Annotated in this window: 16 protein-coding genes and 1 tRNA gene; 13 read left to right on the top strand and 4 right to left on the bottom strand. The window is 69.9% G+C overall.

What is annotated here, in order from left to right:
* The 3 genes from FHR33_RS22720 to FHR33_RS22710 all read left to right on the top strand — a co-directional run bounded on the left by FHR33_RS22720 (position 1) and on the right by FHR33_RS22710 (position 2,689).
* A complete protein-coding gene (locus FHR33_RS22720; RefSeq protein WP_183651185.1) occupies positions 1-744 on the top strand; it encodes a phosphoglyceromutase in 744 nt (247 codons plus the stop codon).
* Positions 745-815: 71 nt separating this feature from the next.
* Positions 816-2,060, top strand: coding sequence for a sensor histidine kinase (locus FHR33_RS22715; protein WP_183651182.1), 1,245 nt, complete (start codon positions 816-818; stop codon positions 2,058-2,060).
* Entirely contained in the window at positions 2,048-2,689 is a 642-nt protein-coding gene (locus FHR33_RS22710) for a response regulator transcription factor (protein ID WP_183651179.1), read from the top strand. Before FHR33_RS22715 ends, FHR33_RS22710 begins: the two co-directional genes overlap by 13 nt.
* Before the next feature lie 24 nt (positions 2,690-2,713).
* On the opposite strand, the gene phoU is transcribed toward FHR33_RS22710, so the two are convergent.
* A complete protein-coding gene (gene phoU, locus FHR33_RS22705) occupies positions 2,714-3,358 on the bottom strand; it encodes a phosphate signaling complex protein PhoU (protein ID WP_183651176.1) in 645 nt (214 codons plus the stop codon).
* Positions 3,359-3,512: 154 nt separating this feature from the next.
* On the opposite strand from phoU, the gene FHR33_RS22700 reads away from it, so the two are divergent.
* Together FHR33_RS22700 and FHR33_RS22695 are read left to right on the top strand one after the other, a co-directional pair.
* Positions 3,513-4,679: an ATP-binding protein gene (locus tag FHR33_RS22700; protein WP_183660240.1), complete on the top strand. Its 1,167-nt coding sequence runs from the start codon at positions 3,513-3,515 to the stop codon at positions 4,677-4,679.
* Between the two features lie 63 nt (positions 4,680-4,742).
* Entirely contained in the window at positions 4,743-5,435 is a 693-nt protein-coding gene (locus FHR33_RS22695) for a response regulator (protein ID WP_183651173.1), read from the top strand.
* A 214-nt stretch (positions 5,436-5,649) separates the two neighbouring features.
* Here FHR33_RS22695 and FHR33_RS22690 read toward each other — a convergent pair whose 3' ends face one another.
* Positions 5,650-6,231 (bottom strand): copper chaperone PCu(A)C domain-containing protein, encoded by a 582-nt coding sequence (locus tag FHR33_RS22690; protein WP_183651170.1) that lies wholly within the window; start codon positions 6,229-6,231, stop codon positions 5,650-5,652.
* A gap of 240 nt (positions 6,232-6,471) precedes the next feature.
* Between FHR33_RS22690 and FHR33_RS22685 the strand changes: the two genes are divergently transcribed.
* The 4 genes from FHR33_RS22685 to FHR33_RS22670 all read left to right on the top strand — a co-directional run bounded on the left by FHR33_RS22685 (position 6,472) and on the right by FHR33_RS22670 (position 8,252).
* Positions 6,472-6,954 carry a CarD family transcriptional regulator gene (locus tag FHR33_RS22685; RefSeq protein WP_181615762.1) on the top strand — a complete coding sequence of 161 codons (483 nt, stop codon included), beginning with the start codon at positions 6,472-6,474 and terminating at the stop codon, positions 6,952-6,954.
* A 17-nt stretch (positions 6,955-6,971) separates the two neighbouring features.
* Complete coding sequence (ispF, locus tag FHR33_RS22680) at positions 6,972-7,460, top strand: 2-C-methyl-D-erythritol 2,4-cyclodiphosphate synthase (RefSeq protein WP_183651167.1); 489 nt, start codon at positions 6,972-6,974, stop codon at positions 7,458-7,460.
* 159 nt (positions 7,461-7,619) lie between these two features.
* The gene (locus FHR33_RS22675; protein ID WP_183651164.1) at positions 7,620-7,889 is read left to right on the top strand and encodes a GlsB/YeaQ/YmgE family stress response membrane protein; all 270 of its coding nucleotides are present in this window, start codon (positions 7,620-7,622) and stop codon (positions 7,887-7,889) included.
* 93 nt (positions 7,890-7,982) lie between these two features.
* Positions 7,983-8,252, top strand: coding sequence for a GlsB/YeaQ/YmgE family stress response membrane protein (locus FHR33_RS22670; protein WP_183651161.1), 270 nt, complete (start codon positions 7,983-7,985; stop codon positions 8,250-8,252).
* A gap of 529 nt (positions 8,253-8,781) precedes the next feature.
* Here the strand turns inward: FHR33_RS22670 and FHR33_RS51840 are convergent.
* Positions 8,782-10,572 (bottom strand): DUF2637 domain-containing protein, encoded by a 1,791-nt coding sequence (locus FHR33_RS51840; RefSeq protein WP_183651159.1) that lies wholly within the window; start codon positions 10,570-10,572, stop codon positions 8,782-8,784.
* A 32-nt stretch (positions 10,573-10,604) separates the two neighbouring features.
* Here FHR33_RS51840 and FHR33_RS22660 point away from each other — a divergent pair, with 32 nt between their 5' ends.
* The 4 genes from FHR33_RS22660 to FHR33_RS22645 all read left to right on the top strand — a co-directional run bounded on the left by FHR33_RS22660 (position 10,605) and on the right by FHR33_RS22645 (position 13,486).
* Positions 10,605-10,982 (top strand): PPOX class F420-dependent oxidoreductase, encoded by a 378-nt coding sequence (locus tag FHR33_RS22660; RefSeq protein ID WP_246452047.1) that lies wholly within the window; start codon positions 10,605-10,607, stop codon positions 10,980-10,982.
* A 43-nt stretch (positions 10,983-11,025) separates the two neighbouring features.
* On the top strand, positions 11,026-12,417 hold the full coding sequence (cysS, locus tag FHR33_RS22655; RefSeq protein ID WP_183651154.1) for a cysteine--tRNA ligase: 1,392 nt from the start codon (positions 11,026-11,028) through the stop codon (positions 12,415-12,417).
* 13 nt (positions 12,418-12,430) lie between these two features.
* Complete coding sequence (rlmB, locus tag FHR33_RS22650; RefSeq protein ID WP_183651150.1) at positions 12,431-13,393, top strand: 23S rRNA (guanosine(2251)-2'-O)-methyltransferase RlmB; 963 nt, start codon at positions 12,431-12,433, stop codon at positions 13,391-13,393.
* Positions 13,394-13,413: 20 nt separating this feature from the next.
* Positions 13,414-13,486: transfer RNA gene (locus FHR33_RS22645), tRNA-Thr, on the top strand.
* A gap of 62 nt (positions 13,487-13,548) precedes the next feature.
* On the opposite strand, the gene FHR33_RS22640 is transcribed toward FHR33_RS22645, so the two are convergent.
* The gene (locus FHR33_RS22640; RefSeq protein ID WP_183651147.1) at positions 13,549-14,172 is read right to left on the bottom strand and encodes a site-specific integrase; all 624 of its coding nucleotides are present in this window, start codon (positions 14,170-14,172) and stop codon (positions 13,549-13,551) included.
* Positions 14,173-14,303: the final 131 nt, after the last annotated feature.

Here is a 14,303-nt window from a genome sequence, read left to right as displayed (position 1 = left end):
ATGGCGACTTTGGTGCTCGTACGGCACGGCGAGAGCGAATGGAATGTCAAGGGCCTGTTCACCGGATGGGTGGACGCCCCCCTGTCACCCAAGGGTGAGGAGGAGGCCCGCAGGGGTGGCGAACTGCTGGTCGAGGCCGGCATCAGGCCTGACGTGGTCCACACCAGCCTGCTGACCCGCGCGATCCGCACCGCCAACCTGGCGCTCGACGCGGCCGACCTGGCCTGGCTGCCGGTCGTCCGCTCGTGGCGGCTGAACGAGCGCCACTACGGCGCGCTGCAGGGCAAGAACAAGGCCCAGACGCGCGAGGAGTTCGGCGAGGAGCAGTTCATGCTCTGGCGCCGCTCCTACGACGTGCCGCCGCCGCCCCTCGACGACGACGACGAGTACTCCCAGGCGGGCGACGTCCGCTACGCGACGCTGCCGTCGGAGCTGATGCCGAGGACCGAGTGCCTCAAGGACGTCGTCGACCGCATGCTGCCCTACTGGTACGACTCGATCGTGCCTGACCTCGTCGCGGGCCGCACGGTGCTGGTCGTCGCGCACGGCAACTCGCTGCGCGCCCTGGTCAAGCACCTCGACGGAATCTCCGACGAGGACATCGCCGGGCTGAACATCCCCACGGGCATCCCGCTGCGCTACGAGCTCGACGCCGACTTCCACCCGCTCGTGCGCGGCGGCGAGTACCTCGACCCCGCGGCGGCGAAGGCGGCCATCGAGGCCGTCGCCAACCAGGGCCGCTGACGGGCCGTACGGCCGGAAGGTGGAGTCTGCTGTAGTGCGAGCAGTTCGCGCGTTACAGCAGACTGGATGGCATGCGTGAACGTTGGGACCAAGTGTGGCGCGGTGGCCGATATCTCCTGATCGGCCTGCCGACGGCGCTCGCGGCGATGCTCGTCGTGCCGCTCCTCGCGGTCGGCGCGCTCTCCACCGGGCTGGGCGGCGTCGGGCTGGTGGTGTTCCCCCGGATGGTGGCGAGCCTGCGGCTGTGGGCCGAGTGGCAGCGCCGCAGGGCGGCCGCACTGCTGGGCGTCACCATCACCCCCCGGAACGCGACCCTGGCCAAGGGCGTTCGCGCGCAGTGGCGTCAGCTGCTCGACGACAGGGAGAACAGGCGCGACCTGCGCTGGGTCCTCCAGCACATCGTGATCGGCCTGGCCGCGGGCTTGGGGGCGCTCTGCTGCGTCAGCTTCCCGGTTGGCGGCCTCGTCGCGGCCACGTCGTGGTGGCTCTTCCCCGTGGACGAACCGATGACGGTCCTGCTGGGGGTCCCCGTGACGGAATGGGGCACCGCGCTCGGTCTGGGTGCCGTGCAGGTGGCCCTCGGCGGAGCGCTCGCCTGGTGGGCGATGCCGAGCCTGGCGCGGTGGGAGGCGCGCGTGTCCCTGGCCGCGCTGGAGCCCTCGGCCGAGGACCAGCTCGCCGAACGCGTCGGTGAGCTGACCGAGAGCCGCGCGGGCGTGCTCGACGCCCACGGCGCCGAGCTGCGCCGTATCGAACGCGACCTGCACGACGGCACCCAGGCCAGGCTCGTCGCCATCGCGATGCGGCTGGGCGTGGCGAGGGAGGCGCTTCCCGACGACGACTCGGGCACGCTCGCCAGGCTGCTGCGGGAGGCGCACGAGGGGACGGAGGTGGCCATGACCGAGCTGCGCGACGTGATCCGCACGATGTATCCGCCGATCCTGGCCGACAGGGGGCTCGAAGGCGCTCTGGCCTCGCTCGCCGCAGGCTCGGCCGTCCCCGCCGAGCTCGACCTGGGCGAGCTGGGCAGGCTGCCGGCCGCCGTCGAGGCGGCCGCCTACTTCATCGTGGCCGAGACGCTCACCAACGCCGCCAAGCACAGCGGAGCGACCCGGGCGACGGTGCGGATGAGCAGGCACGACGGCAGGCTGATCGTCGAGGTCACCGACGACGGCATCGGCGGGGCCGACGAGAGCCGCGGCACCGGCCTGGTCGGCATCCGGCGCAGGGCCGCCGCGCTCGACGGCACCGTGCTCGTCTCCAGCCCGCTCGGCGGGCCCACCGCGATCACCGTGGGGCTGCCATGCGCGTCGTGATCGCCGAGGACAACGTCCTGCTCTCGGCAGGGCTCGAACTCCTGCTCGGCACCAAGGGCATCGACGTGGCCGCCATCGTCACCGACGCGGAAGGGCTCATGGAGGCCGTGGAGCGCCACAGGCCCGACGCCGTGATCGCCGACGTCCGTCTGCCGCCCACCTTCCGCGACGAGGGCATCAGGGCGGCGCTGGCGATCAGGCAGGCGCACAGGGGCCTGCCCGTGCTGGTCCTGTCGCAGTACGTCGAGAAGGTCTACGCGCGCGAACTGCTCTCCGACGGCTCCGGCGGCGTCGGCTACCTGCTCAAGGACAGGGTGAGCAGGGTCGGCGAGTTCGTCGACGACCTGCGCAGGGTCGCCGACGGAGGGACCGTCATGGACCCCGAGGTCATCGCCCAGCTCATGGCAGGCGGGAACGCCGTCGACGCGCTCACCAACCGTGAGCGCGAGGTGCTCGCGCTGATGGCGCAGGGCCTCGGCAACACCGAGATCGGCAAGCGGCTGTTCGTCACCGACAACGCCGTGCACAAGCACGTCGGCAACATCTTCTCCAAGCTCGGCCTGCCGCCCTCCGACGGCGGCCACCGCAGGGTCCTCGCCGTGCTGACCTTCCTCGACAGCGCACGGTGAGCCGGCGGTGGCCGCCGGACGGCCTCAGGACGGACGGGATCCGGTGACCAGGTAGACGACGTCGCGGGCGACTCGGACGGCGTGGTCGGCGTAGCGCTCGTAGTAGCGGCCGATCAGCGTGATGTCGATCGCCGGCTCCACGCCGTGCTTCCAGTCCTTGTGCAGGATCTCCTTGAACAGCCGCCTGTGCAGCCTGTCCATCGCGTCGTCGTCATGCTCGAGCTCCATCGCCGCCTCCACGTCGCGGCTGGCCACGCAGGAGCCCGCCTTCGTGATGAGGCTCTCGGCGATCTGGCCCATCTGCACGATCGTGGAGCGGATCTCCGGCGGGATCGCCGAGTCGGGGTGGCGCAGCCGGGCCACCTTGGCCACGTGCTCGGCCAGGTCGCCCATGCGCTCCAGGTCGGTGCCCATGCGCAGCGCGGTGATGACCATGCGCAGGTCGATGGCGACGGGCTGCTGCCTTGCCATCAGTTCGTAGATGGAGGCCTCGATGTCCGCGAAGATCCGGTCGATCTCCTCGTCGTGCGAGATGACGCTCTCGGCCAGCGGCAGGTCGGCGTCGAGGAGGGCGGTGGTGGCCCTCGAGATGGCCGAGCGGACAAGCCTGGTCATTTCCACCAGCTTGTCAGTCAGCGAATCGAGTTCTTCGTGGTAGGCGTCACGCATGCCGTCACCGTACGTGTCACGCGATGAACGAACCCCGACCGAGAGATGAACTTTCCGGGAAAGGCCCCGTTCATGCCCTGGTGAGGGGTCTGTAAGCCCGAAAAGGCCGCCTACCATCGAGTCGTAGGACTCAGGAAGGATGCGCATGGGTGAGATGGCCATGAGCTTTGCGGCCTTGGCCGGATTCGTCGTCGGGGCTGTCGCTGTCCTGTTCTACCGGAACCAGATCGAGATTCCGGGCAAGGCCGACGCAGCAGATGACGCGGAGACCGGCGCTCTTCCGCAGGGCGTGGCCTCCGTTCTGGCCGTACTGCCCTCCTCCGCGGTGGTGCTGGACGCTCACGACCGCGTCCTGCGCGCCAGCTCGGCCGCGAGGGCCTTCGGTTTAGTGAAGGGTGACCGGATGATGGCCGCCGAGCTCCTCGCGCTGGCCAGGCAGGTACGGCGCGACGGCGAGATCCGTGAGAGCGAGATCGACGTCGCCGGACACAAGTTCGGCCAGGAGGTCACGAACTTCGCGGTGCGCGTGGCGCCCCTCGGCTCCCACGGCCAGGTGCTCGTGCTCGCGGAGGACCAGACCGAGCGACGCAGGGTCGAGGCCGTCCGCCGCGACTTCGTCGCCAACGTCAGCCACGAGCTCAAGACCCCGGTGGGCGCGCTCAGCCTGCTCGCCGAGACGATCCAGGACGCGGCCGACGACCCCGAGGCGGTCACCCGCTTCGCGGGCAGGATGCAGCACGAGGCGGCGAGGCTCACCTACCTGGTGCAGGACCTCATCACGCTGTCGAGGATCCAGGGCGCCGAGCCCATCCCGACGCCTGGGCAGGTCCCGATCGACGAGGCGGTCCACGACGCGATCGACCACTGCAACACCAAGGCCCTCGCCAAGGACATCACGCTGGTCGCGGGCGGCACCGAGGGGCTGCGCATCTGGGGCGACGACGAACTGCTCGTCACCGCGCTGCGCAACCTCATCGACAACGCCATCGCCTACAGCCCGGAGCACACCAGGGTCGTGGTCAGCGCCAGGCCCGCGGGCGACTCGGTCGAGATCAGCGTGAGCGACCAGGGCATCGGCATCCCCGAGGAGTCGCTGGAGCGCATCTTCGAGAGGTTCTTCAGGGTCGACGCGGCCAGGTCCCGCGCGACCGGTGGCACCGGCCTCGGCCTCGCCATCGTCAAGCACGTCGCCGTGGCGCACGCGGGCGAGGTGAGCGTGTGGAGCAAGGAGGGTTCGGGCTCCACCTTCACGCTGCGCCTGCCGGCGTTCGGCGGCTCCGCCGTACCCGTCCAACGCTCCCTGGAGGCCGCCAATGGCTGAGCGGCGCGAAGCCAACACCAACCAGCTCACGCTTCGGGTCGCGAACCCGACTAAGGAGGGATTGTGACCCGCGTTCTCGTCGTGGAGGACGAGGAGTCGTTCTCCGACGCCCTGTCCTACATGTTGCGCAAGGAGGGGTTCGAGGTCTCGGTCGCGACGACCGGCCCCGAGGCGCTCGAAACCTTCGACCGCAACGGCGCCGACCTGGTGCTTCTCGACCTGATGCTTCCGGGGCTGCCCGGCACCGAGGTCTGCCGCTCGCTGCGGCAGCGCTCCAAGGTGCCCGTCATCATGCTGACCGCCAAGGACAGCGAGATCGACAAGGTGGTCGGCCTCGAGCTGGGCGCCGACGACTACGTCACCAAGCCGTTCTCCTCCAGGGAGCTCGTCGCCCGCATCCGCGCGGTGCTGCGGCGGCAGGGGGACACGGTGGAGGAACTGGAGTCGGCGGTGCTGGCGGCCGGGCCCGTCAGGATGGACGTGGACAGGCACATCGTGGCCGTGCGCGGCGAGCAGGTGCAGCTGCCGCTGAAGGAGTTCGAGCTCCTCGAGGTGCTGCTGCGCAACGCGGGCAGGGTGCTGACCCGTGGCCAGCTCATCGACAGGGTCTGGGGCGCCGACTACGTGGGCGACACCAAGACGCTCGACGTGCACGTCAAGCGGCTGCGCGCCAAGGTCGAGGCCGATCCTTCCAACCCCCGCTGCATCCTGACCGTGCGTGGCCTGGGCTACAAGTTCGACCCCGTCGAGGACTGACGCCACACCGAAAACCCCGCCTGCTGTACGGCAGGCGGGGTTTCGCTGTTCCGGGGGCCTGAGGGGCCCTGTGACGTCTCGCCGTGACGCGGGGACCCGGAGTCCCGCCCGGGGCCCGCCCGCGCCGGACGGGCACCCTGCGGGGACGGAGGCGCCGATCGGGCACGCCGTACGGGGAGGACACGGAAAGCGCCCCTCCGGACGGAAAGCGGCGTCAGTGACCCGACTCGGCGGCGGCCGTCGCGGACGGCGTCGGCTTGGGGGGAGCGGGGGTGGCGCCAGGGGCCATGGGGTAGGCCATGTACTCGCGGCTGCGAGTGATCACGGGCACCGTGACGGGAACCACGCCCGCGTTGGCGAACTGCAGGTCGAGCTTGACGCTCTCGCCGCCGCTCAGAGGCTTGGTGAGGCCCTCGATCATGATCTGGGGCGTGGGCTTGCCGGTGTTCACGCCCTGGTTGCTCGGCAGCGCGATCGGGGCGGCGAGCTTCACGTTGCCGAGCCCCTCGGCCACGACGCCCACGAGCTGGTCGGCCGCGCCGTTGGTGTTGACGACGTGGAGGTAGACCGGGGCCGAGCCGCCCTGAGCGAGCTTGGCGCCCGAGTCGGGGCCGAGCACGAACGCCTGGGGGATCTTGATGCCGCGCGTGCCGTAGGAGCCGTCCTGGATGAGTGCGGCGGCCTCGTTCGGGGCATAGGGCTGGTTGGTGTTGGCGTCGAATCCGGCGGCGCAGCCGGCCAGTACCGGTGCGGCAAGGAACGCAGCGGCGGCGATAATCCAGCGACGGCTGGTCACGGGCGGGTTCTCCTTATGGCGCGCGTGCGAGTTGGGGCAGCGCCTACCTTATCCATCCGCCTTCATGGTCATATCCGCGCCCCCGCAGGTCATTCGGTATGTCAGACTCTGTGATTCACAGAGTTGAACGGTTGTCAAGTGGTAATATGCGCCTTTGACCTGCAGTTATGGTGATTTCACTGTTCCGGGAGGCTGTGAACGCGTGGTACCCTGGAGTACAGCGGAAGGGGTACTTGTCACATGACTTTCCAGGTCGGCGACACTGTCGTCTACCCCCACCACGGGGCTGCACGGATCGAAGAAATCACGACCCGGACCATCAAGGGTGTGGAAAAGACCTACCTGGTTCTCAAGGTCGACAAGGGCGACCTTACCGTCCAGGTGCCTGCGGAGAACGCGGAACTTGTCGGCGTGCGCGATGTCGTTGGCCAGGAAGGCCTTGAGCGCGTTTTCGACGTTCTGCGCATGCCCCACACCGAGGAGCCGACCAACTGGTCGCGGCGTTACAAGGCAAATCTTGAAAAGCTCGCGTCGGGTGATGTCAACAAGGTCGCCGAAGTCGTTCGGGACCTCTGGCGTCGTGACCGCGAGCGCGGCCTGTCGGCGGGCGAGAAGCGCATGCTCGCCAAGGCCCGTCAGATACTGGTGAGCGAGCTGGCTCTCGCGGAGAAGACCAACGAGGACAAGGCTGAGGCCCTGCTCGACGAGGTTCTCAACTCCTGAACACGAATCTGCCACGGGTGGGCGTCGGAGTCGACGTCCACCCGTTCGCGTCTGGCCGTGAGCTCCATCTGGCCGGCCTCCACTGGCCGGGCGAGACAGGGCTCGAGGGCCACTCCGACGGCGACGCCGCCGCTCATGCCGCCTGTGACGCGCTGCTGTCCGCAGCGGGCCTCGGCGACCTGGGCGGCCTGTTCGGCACGTCCGATCCACGCTGGGCAGGCGCCACCGGCGTCGCGCTGCTGGAGGAGAGCGCCCGCGTGGTGCGCGCCGCCGGCTTCGAGATCGGCAACGTGGCCATCCAGGTGGTCGGCAACAGACCCAAGCTGGCGCCCCGCCGTACCGAGGCGGAGAAGGCGCTGAGCGCTGCCGTGGGCGCGTCCGTGAGCGTCAGCGCCACCACCACCGACGGCCTCGGCCTGACCGGGCGGGGCGAGGGCATCGCGGCGTTCGCCACCGCGCTCGTCGTCGCCAGGACAACCGATACGGGCTCTGGCGCGTCTTTCTAACGAGGGGTAATCCCGGCGGGTGATGTCTAGCCCGCCATGCCACCGAGGGCGACGGTCCGTCACTGGCGCGGTACGGACCGTCGCCTTTGGCATGCGTAAGCTGCGACGATGCCGGGTATGTCCAGTTCTGACATGTCATCGTCACGGGGGGAGACTGACATGATCGGTGCGATCATTTCCGCGATCGTCTTCGGCATCATCATCGGCGCGATCGCGAGGCTCATCGTGCCCGGCAAGCAGGACATGTCGATCGCCATGACCTGGGTGGTGGGCGTCGTAGGCGCGCTGCTCGGCACCTTCGTGGCCTACCTGCTCGGCGTGAGCGAGACGCGGGGCATCAACTGGATCCAGCACGGCCTGCAGATCCTCTTCGCGGTCATAGGAGTGTTCATCCTCGCGCGGGCCCAGATGAGCAGGGGTACACGCTGACCTGCGTCTTCGGCATGGACGCGATAATCACGGTGTAGAGGGGTAATCGACTCCCGTGAGAAGTGAAAAGCTCACTCTCACGGGGAGGTTCTCATGACAATCGCATCCATCCTCGGCGCCATCGTCATCGGTGCCGTCATCGGCGCGATCGGTCGTCTTCTGCTTCCCGGCAGGCAGGCCATCGGCTGGATCCTGACCATCGTGGTCGGCATCGTGGCGGCACTGATCGGCACCGCTCTCGCCCAGGTCCTGGGCGTACAGACGACGCCTGGCATCGACTGGATCGAACTGGTGATGCAGGTCGTCCTGGCCGTTGTCGGCGTCGGCATCGTGGCGGGTCTCCGTCGCGGCACGAGCGTTTAGGCGGCAGGAGGCTCCTCTCAGCCTCGCCGAACCTCGGGGAGTGAGGCGTTCGCGCGCTGAGACGGAGGCTGCCGCCGTCCCGTAGGACGGGTCTGTCTCCCGTTCCCTCTTCAGCAGCATCCCTCAGGGAGACCGACCTCTAGGCCATCAGATCGCCGGTGCGCTCAGCGCACCGGCGATCGTGGCTTGCCGGCGGTGTTCGGGGGGCAGGGGAGCGTCTCGTACGGCAGCCGCCCACCGCGGCCCCTCTCCGCCGCCCACCACGCCCCTCCCGGCCGCCCACTGCGGCCCTCTTCCTGCCGCCCACTGCGGCCCTCGCTGCGGCCCCCTCTTCTGCCGCCCGCTGCGGCTCCCTCTCGGCCGCTCGCCTGGCGCTCACCTGGCGCTCACCTGGCGCGGCTGACTCTCCCGCTTGGGGCCGCCCGACTTGCTCTCCTGAGCCGCTTCGGTCGCCTGGGCTTGATAGAGCCTCCTGGCCTGAACCACTCGCGGCTCGAGGGCCACTCCGTCGCCGGGGCGGGCTCGAGGGTTACTCCTCGGGTGGGCGTGGGGTGCTGCGTCGGCGTCCTGAGGGGGCGTCGGCGTACGGCGCGTCGTGCTCGCCCGTGGAGTCCCCGGTGGACGGAGCGGAGGGGTCCGCGGCACGGTCCGGTGCCGGAGGCTCGCCGGGGTCCTGCGGCGCTGTGGCATCTCCGGTGGGATGCGGGCCGGCTTGGGCGGGGCCGTGCGTGGGCTCGGTCTCGTCGGCCGCCTCGGGGCCGTGGCCAGGGTCGGGGCCGTCGGCCACGGCGAACGTCTTCTGAGGGTTCGGGGTGTGGTCGGTGATGACGCGGACGGGCTGGGTGTCGGCGTCGCGGTTGGCGTCGGGGCGGGGGTGGACGAGCACGTCGGCGGGCGGGGTCCTGCGCAGATCCCCCCAGCGAACGGGCCGCCGCCGCTCGGGCGCGGGCTCGGGCTCAGGCACGGGCTCAGGAGCGGGCGCGGCTTCGTGGGCGGGCTCGACTTCGGCGGCTCGGGGGGCTGCCGATGGCTCCTGGGTTTCTGAATGCGCGGCCGCCGAGGGGATGTGGTGCGGCGCCGTGTCATCCGACGAGGGGAGGTGATGTGGGGCCGTGTCGTCCTGCGAGAGAGGGTGGTGCGGCGCGGTGGCGTCCTCCGGGGCCTCCCAGGTCACCGGCGCGCTCTCCTCCAGCCGCATCTCCTCCCTGCGAGCCTCCTCCTGCAGTCGAGCCTCCTCCAGGGCGACCTCCCGCAGGCGAGCCTCCTCAGCTTCTGCCCGGAGAGCCTCTGCCCGGAGAGCCTCTGCCCGGAGAGCTTCCGCGCGGATCTCCTCAGCGCGAGCCTCCGCCTGAGCCTTGGCGCTGCGAGCGTCCTCCGCGCGAGCCTCCTCGGCGGCGCGAGCCGCCTCTACGGCGTCATCCGCTCGGACGGGCTCCTCCGCGGCGGCGTCCGCTGAGCGGGCCTCCGCCGGGTGACCGTCCGTTGGGCGGGCCTCCGTCGGGTGGCCGTCCGTTGGGTGGCCGGCCGGGTGGGTCTCCGCCGTGCCGGGAGCGCCTGCGGGCGCCTGGCCCGAGGGGTCGGGGTCCGGGCGTGGCTCCAGATCCAGGGGGTCGGGGTCCAGGCGTGGCTCGGGTACGGCGCGCCGTTCCGCCTCGACCCTCCTGTGCGACTCGGCCTCCCATCGGGCGACACGCTCCGACACCGGGATGGAGGGCTCGGGGATCGAGGGGAGCTGCGACACCGGCGGCGTCTCCGGAGCAGCGGTGGGCCCGATCACCGGGGTCGGCTCGGGCTCCTGCTCGGCCGAGCCGGTCAGGGGAGGCGCCTCACGATGTCCGCGGAAGGGCAGGATGTCGGGCTCCGCCGTACCGCCTGGCTCGTCGGGGGTCGCGCGGCGCGTCTGCACGTGTTTGATCAGCACCAGCCACAGCCACAGCGCCACCGCCAGCAGCACCCACGGCGTGACCGCGACGCCCACCGCCACCGGCTGGGCGGGCAGGCGGCCGAGACCGCCGACCGCGGCGAGCACGTTGACGGTGGCGGCGGCCACGATGAGCAGGACCAGCACGACGGCCGCCTGGGCGCGCACGAGCAGTCGCCCCGAGCGCAGCAGCAGCACGCTGATCAGCGCGACCACCAGCAGGGCGTCGAAGCCCGCGGGGTAAAGATAGGCGAGGTCGGCGCGGGCCGTACCGAGAACGGCGAGGGCGCGCAGGTCGTCGAAGGAGAGGACACAGGCGGCGGCGGTCAGGCCCGCGACGGCGAGCCCGGCGAGCGCGATGCCGATGCGGCGCAGAGCGGAGGGGGGAGTCACATCCATGGCGGGTTCGAGCCTACAGAACAATGGTGTTCATGAACGAGGACGTACGTAAGCTGTTCGACGCCGCCAACTACGCCACAGTGACGAGCATCAACCCCGACGGCGGACCGCAGTCGAGCGTGGTCTGGGTGCGGACCGATGGGGACGACATCCTGTTCTCCACGGTGAAGGGACGGCGCAAGCCGCGTAATTTCGCGCGCGAGCCCAGGGCCAGCATCCTCGTCATCGATCCCGCCAACCCGTTCCGGTACGCCGAGGTGCGGGGCCGCGTGGTCATGGAGGACGACCCCACCGGCGAGCTGATCCAGGAGCTCTCGCACAAGTACACGGGCAAGCCGTGGGAGGACACGCCCGGCAACGAGCGCCTGATCGTACGCATCCGTGCCGAGAAGGTGACTCTCAGGGGCTGATTCTTCGGCCTGTGAGGCGGGGTGAGGCGTTAGCCTTGCGTTCGTGAGCCTGCACCTATACGACACCAGTACGCGCGCCATCCGTGAATTCGTTCCGGTCGAAGCCGGCCGGGCGTCGATTTACCTGTGTGGGGCCACCGTGCAGGCGCCTCCGCACATCGGGCACATCCGCTCCGGTGTGAACTTCGACGTGCTCAGGCGCTGGATGACGCGTTCCGGCTACGACGTGACGTTCTGCCGGAACGTGACCGACATCGACGACAAGATCATTCGGGTGGCCGCGGCCGAGGGCGTGCCGTGGTTCGTCGTCGCCGAGCGCAATCAGCGCGCCTTCGCCTGGGCCTACGACACGCTGGGCTGCCTGCCGCCGACCGTCGAGCCGCGAGCGACCGGGCACGTGCCCGAGATGGTCACGCTCATGCAGCGCCTCATCGAGCGCGGCCACGCCTACGCCTCGGGCGGCGACGTCTACTTCAACGTCCAGTCCTACGCCTCCGAGTACGGCAAGCTGTCCAACCAGAAGCTCGAGAACATGCGCGCCGCCGGCGACACCGACGACGAGTCGTGCAAGCGCGACCCGCGCGACTTCGCGCTGTGGAAGGGCGAGAAGCCCGGCGAGCCGATCTGGCCCACGCCGTGGGGGCCTGGCCGTCCCGGCTGGCACCTGGAGTGCTCGGCCATGGCCACCAAGTACCTCGGCTCCACCTTCGACATCCACGGCGGCGGGATCGACCTGATCTTCCCGCACCACGAGAACGAGATCGCGCAGTCGCAGGCCGCCGGCGACGGGTTCGCCCGCTACTGGATGCACAACGGCATGCTCAAGATCGGCGCCGAGAAGATGAGCAAGTCGCTCGGCAACTCGCTGCTGATCCCCGACCTGCTGGAGCGGGTCAGGCCGGTGGAGCTGCGCTACTACCTGGCGGCGCCGCACTACCGCTCCTCGATCGACTACTCCGAGGAGGCGCTGCTCGAGGCGGCCGCCGCCTACCAGCGCATCGAGGGATTCGTCACACGGGCGGCCGAGGTCATCCACGACGTCGACGCCGACGCGCCCCTGCCCCAGGCCTTCGTCGACGCCCTCGACGACGACCTGGGCACGCCCCAGGCCCTCGCGGTCATCCACGAGGTGGTGCGCGAGGGCAACGTGGCGCTGGCGCGCGGCGACAAGGAGGCCGTGGCCAGGCTGCTGGCCGAAACCCAGACCATGCTCGACGTCCTGGGCCTCGACCCGCGTTCGCCGCAGTGGCGCACGGGCGACTCCGGCCTTCGTCCGGTGGTCGACGCGCTCGTCAAGGTGGCCCTCGACCAGCGCGCCCTGGCCAGGGCGCGCAAGGACTTCGCGGCCGCCGACGCGATCAGGGACGGGCTCACCGCGGCGGGCGTCACGGTCGAGGACACTCCGCACGGGGCGCGATGGGAGTTGTCCCGCTAGTACCCTTGGTTGCATGGCAGCAGGTGGAAGAGCGTCGGGCAGGCCCTCCAAGAAGAAGGGACCGGCCAAGGGCACAGGTGGCAACGTACGCCGGTCCCTGGAAGGCAAGGGCGCGACTCCGCCTGCGCACATGAGGCACTGGTACAAGGACAAGGCGCGCGGTGAGCGCATCGCCCGCGAGGATCGGGGTGGGGCCTCCTCCAAGGCTCCGGTACGGCAGAAGCGCTCCGAGGACGCGCCCGAGTACATCGGCGGGCGCAACCCGGTCCTCGAGGCGCTTGTGGCGGGCGTCCCGGCCAACGCGCTCTACGTCGCCCAGCGCATCGACAACGACGACCGCGTCCGCGAGGCCATCAAGGTCGCCGCGGACAACGGTGTCGCGCTGCTCGAGGTCAGCCGCGACAAGCTCGACCGGCTCACCGAGGGCGCCGTCCACCAGGGCGTCGCCCTGCAGATCCCGGCCTACTCCTACGCGCACCCCTCCGAGCTCCTCGAGATCGCCCACGACGCCGCCGAGGTCCCGCTGATCGTCGCGCTCGACGGCGTCACCGACCCGCGCAACCTGGGCGCCATCGCCCGCTCGGCCACGGCCTTCGGCGCGCACGGAATGCTCATCCCCTCACGTAGGGCGGCCGGCGTCACCGGCGGCGCATGGAAGACCTCGGCGGGCGCCCTCGCCAACCTCCGCGTCGCCCGCGCGTCCAACCTGACGGCCGCGCTGCGCGAGTACCGCGAGGCGGGCCTGTTCGTGGTGGGCCTGGACGGCGCGGGCCGTGTCGACATCGACGAGGTGGAGCTCCTTCAGGAGCCTCTCGTCGTGGTGGTCGGGTCCGAGGGGAAGGGGTTGTCGCGGTTGGTGAGCGAACAGTGCGACGTGGTGGCCCGCATCCCGATGCATGCGGCGGCGGAGTCGCTCAACGCAGGGGTGGCGGCTGGGGTGACGTTGTACGAGGTCGCTCGTCATCGGCGGCGGTAGCGTCTAGACTGTTGGGCCGTGCCGACGTAGCTCAATCGGCAGAGCATCTGTCTTGTAAACAGAAGGTTTGGGGTTCGATTCCCCACGTCGGCTCTGCAAACGACAAGGCCCCTGAACAGGCATTACGCCATCAGGGGCCTTGTCGTTTCGGTGCTTCATCCGGTGTCTTCCTTGTCGTTGGGAGCCACCGGAGACTGTTTCCCCAGGAGGGCGGTCGAAATGGCCTCCGTTGCCGCGCGCCTCTCGCCCTCCAGCAGATGCCCGTAGACATCCTTCGTGATCGCGATGCTGGCGTGGCGGAGCACTTCGGAGACGACGTGCAGCGGAGTGCCTTGGGCGAGCATGAGCGAGGCGCCGGAGTGGCGCAGCTCGTGCGGATGCCAGTGACCGAGGCCCGCCTTCCTGGCCAACCTGGAGAACAGGTGCGAGAAGGTGTCCGGGTCGGACGGGTTGCCGAAAGAAGTTGGGAACATCAGCCCATGCTCAGTCCAGGACTCGCCGGCCTGGAGCCGCTCCTGATGATGAGCGGACCTGTGACGCCTGATCACCTCGATCAGCTCTGGTGTGAGGCAGAGGGTACGGCGGGAGCGTTTGGTCTTGAGCTCACTGATCACGATTCTCGTCCGTGTCGTGGCGTTGGGGGAGCGGTTCTTGATCCGCTTGACCGCGTGGGTCACGCGAAGTGTGCGGGCGTCCGCGTCGAAGGAGCTCCACATCAGCCCGAGCGCTTCCCCACGACGCAGGCCGAAGAGGAGGGCCAGGAGGACGAGAACGCCCATACGGTGATCGGCCACGCCGCCACGCGGCCCGAGCTTGTGACCCGCACGCTACGCGTGCGGGTCTGGGGGCCGTTATCGCGCGCGCCCGCCACTCGGGCTGCGCAGAGGCACGAACTCATCAGGTTCACTGA

Source organism: Nonomuraea dietziae, assembly GCF_014195505.1.
Lineage (GTDB): Bacteria > Actinomycetota > Actinomycetes > Streptosporangiales > Streptosporangiaceae > Nonomuraea > Nonomuraea roseola.
Note: the sequence above shows the minus strand (reverse complement) of the source record. Positions and strands in the feature narration are given on the sequence as shown.

Coding starts and splice junctions, on each gene's coding strand:
- FHR33_RS22720 (WP_183651185.1), top strand. CDS start 1: ATGGCGACTTTGGTGCTCGTACGGCACGGCGAGAGCGAATGGAATGTC.
- FHR33_RS22715 (WP_183651182.1), top strand. CDS start 816: ATGCGTGAACGTTGGGACCAAGTGTGGCGCGGTGGCCGATATCTCCTG.
- FHR33_RS22710 (WP_183651179.1), top strand. CDS start 2,048: ATGCGCGTCGTGATCGCCGAGGACAACGTCCTGCTCTCGGCAGGGCTC.
- phoU (WP_183651176.1), bottom strand. CDS start 3,358: ATGCGTGACGCCTACCACGAAGAACTCGATTCGCTGACTGACAAGCTG.
- FHR33_RS22700 (WP_183660240.1), top strand. CDS start 3,513: ATGGCCATGAGCTTTGCGGCCTTGGCCGGATTCGTCGTCGGGGCTGTC.
- FHR33_RS22685 (WP_181615762.1), top strand. CDS start 6,472: ATGACTTTCCAGGTCGGCGACACTGTCGTCTACCCCCACCACGGGGCT.
- FHR33_RS22675 (WP_183651164.1), top strand. CDS start 7,620: ATGATCGGTGCGATCATTTCCGCGATCGTCTTCGGCATCATCATCGGC.
- FHR33_RS22670 (WP_183651161.1), top strand. CDS start 7,983: ATGACAATCGCATCCATCCTCGGCGCCATCGTCATCGGTGCCGTCATC.
- FHR33_RS51840 (WP_183651159.1), bottom strand. CDS start 10,572: ATGGATGTGACTCCCCCCTCCGCTCTGCGCCGCATCGGCATCGCGCTC.
- FHR33_RS22660 (WP_246452047.1), top strand. CDS start 10,605: ATGAACGAGGACGTACGTAAGCTGTTCGACGCCGCCAACTACGCCACA.
- rlmB (WP_183651150.1), top strand. CDS start 12,431: ATGGCAGCAGGTGGAAGAGCGTCGGGCAGGCCCTCCAAGAAGAAGGGA.
- FHR33_RS22640 (WP_183651147.1), bottom strand. CDS start 14,172: ATGGGCGTTCTCGTCCTCCTGGCCCTCCTCTTCGGCCTGCGTCGTGGG.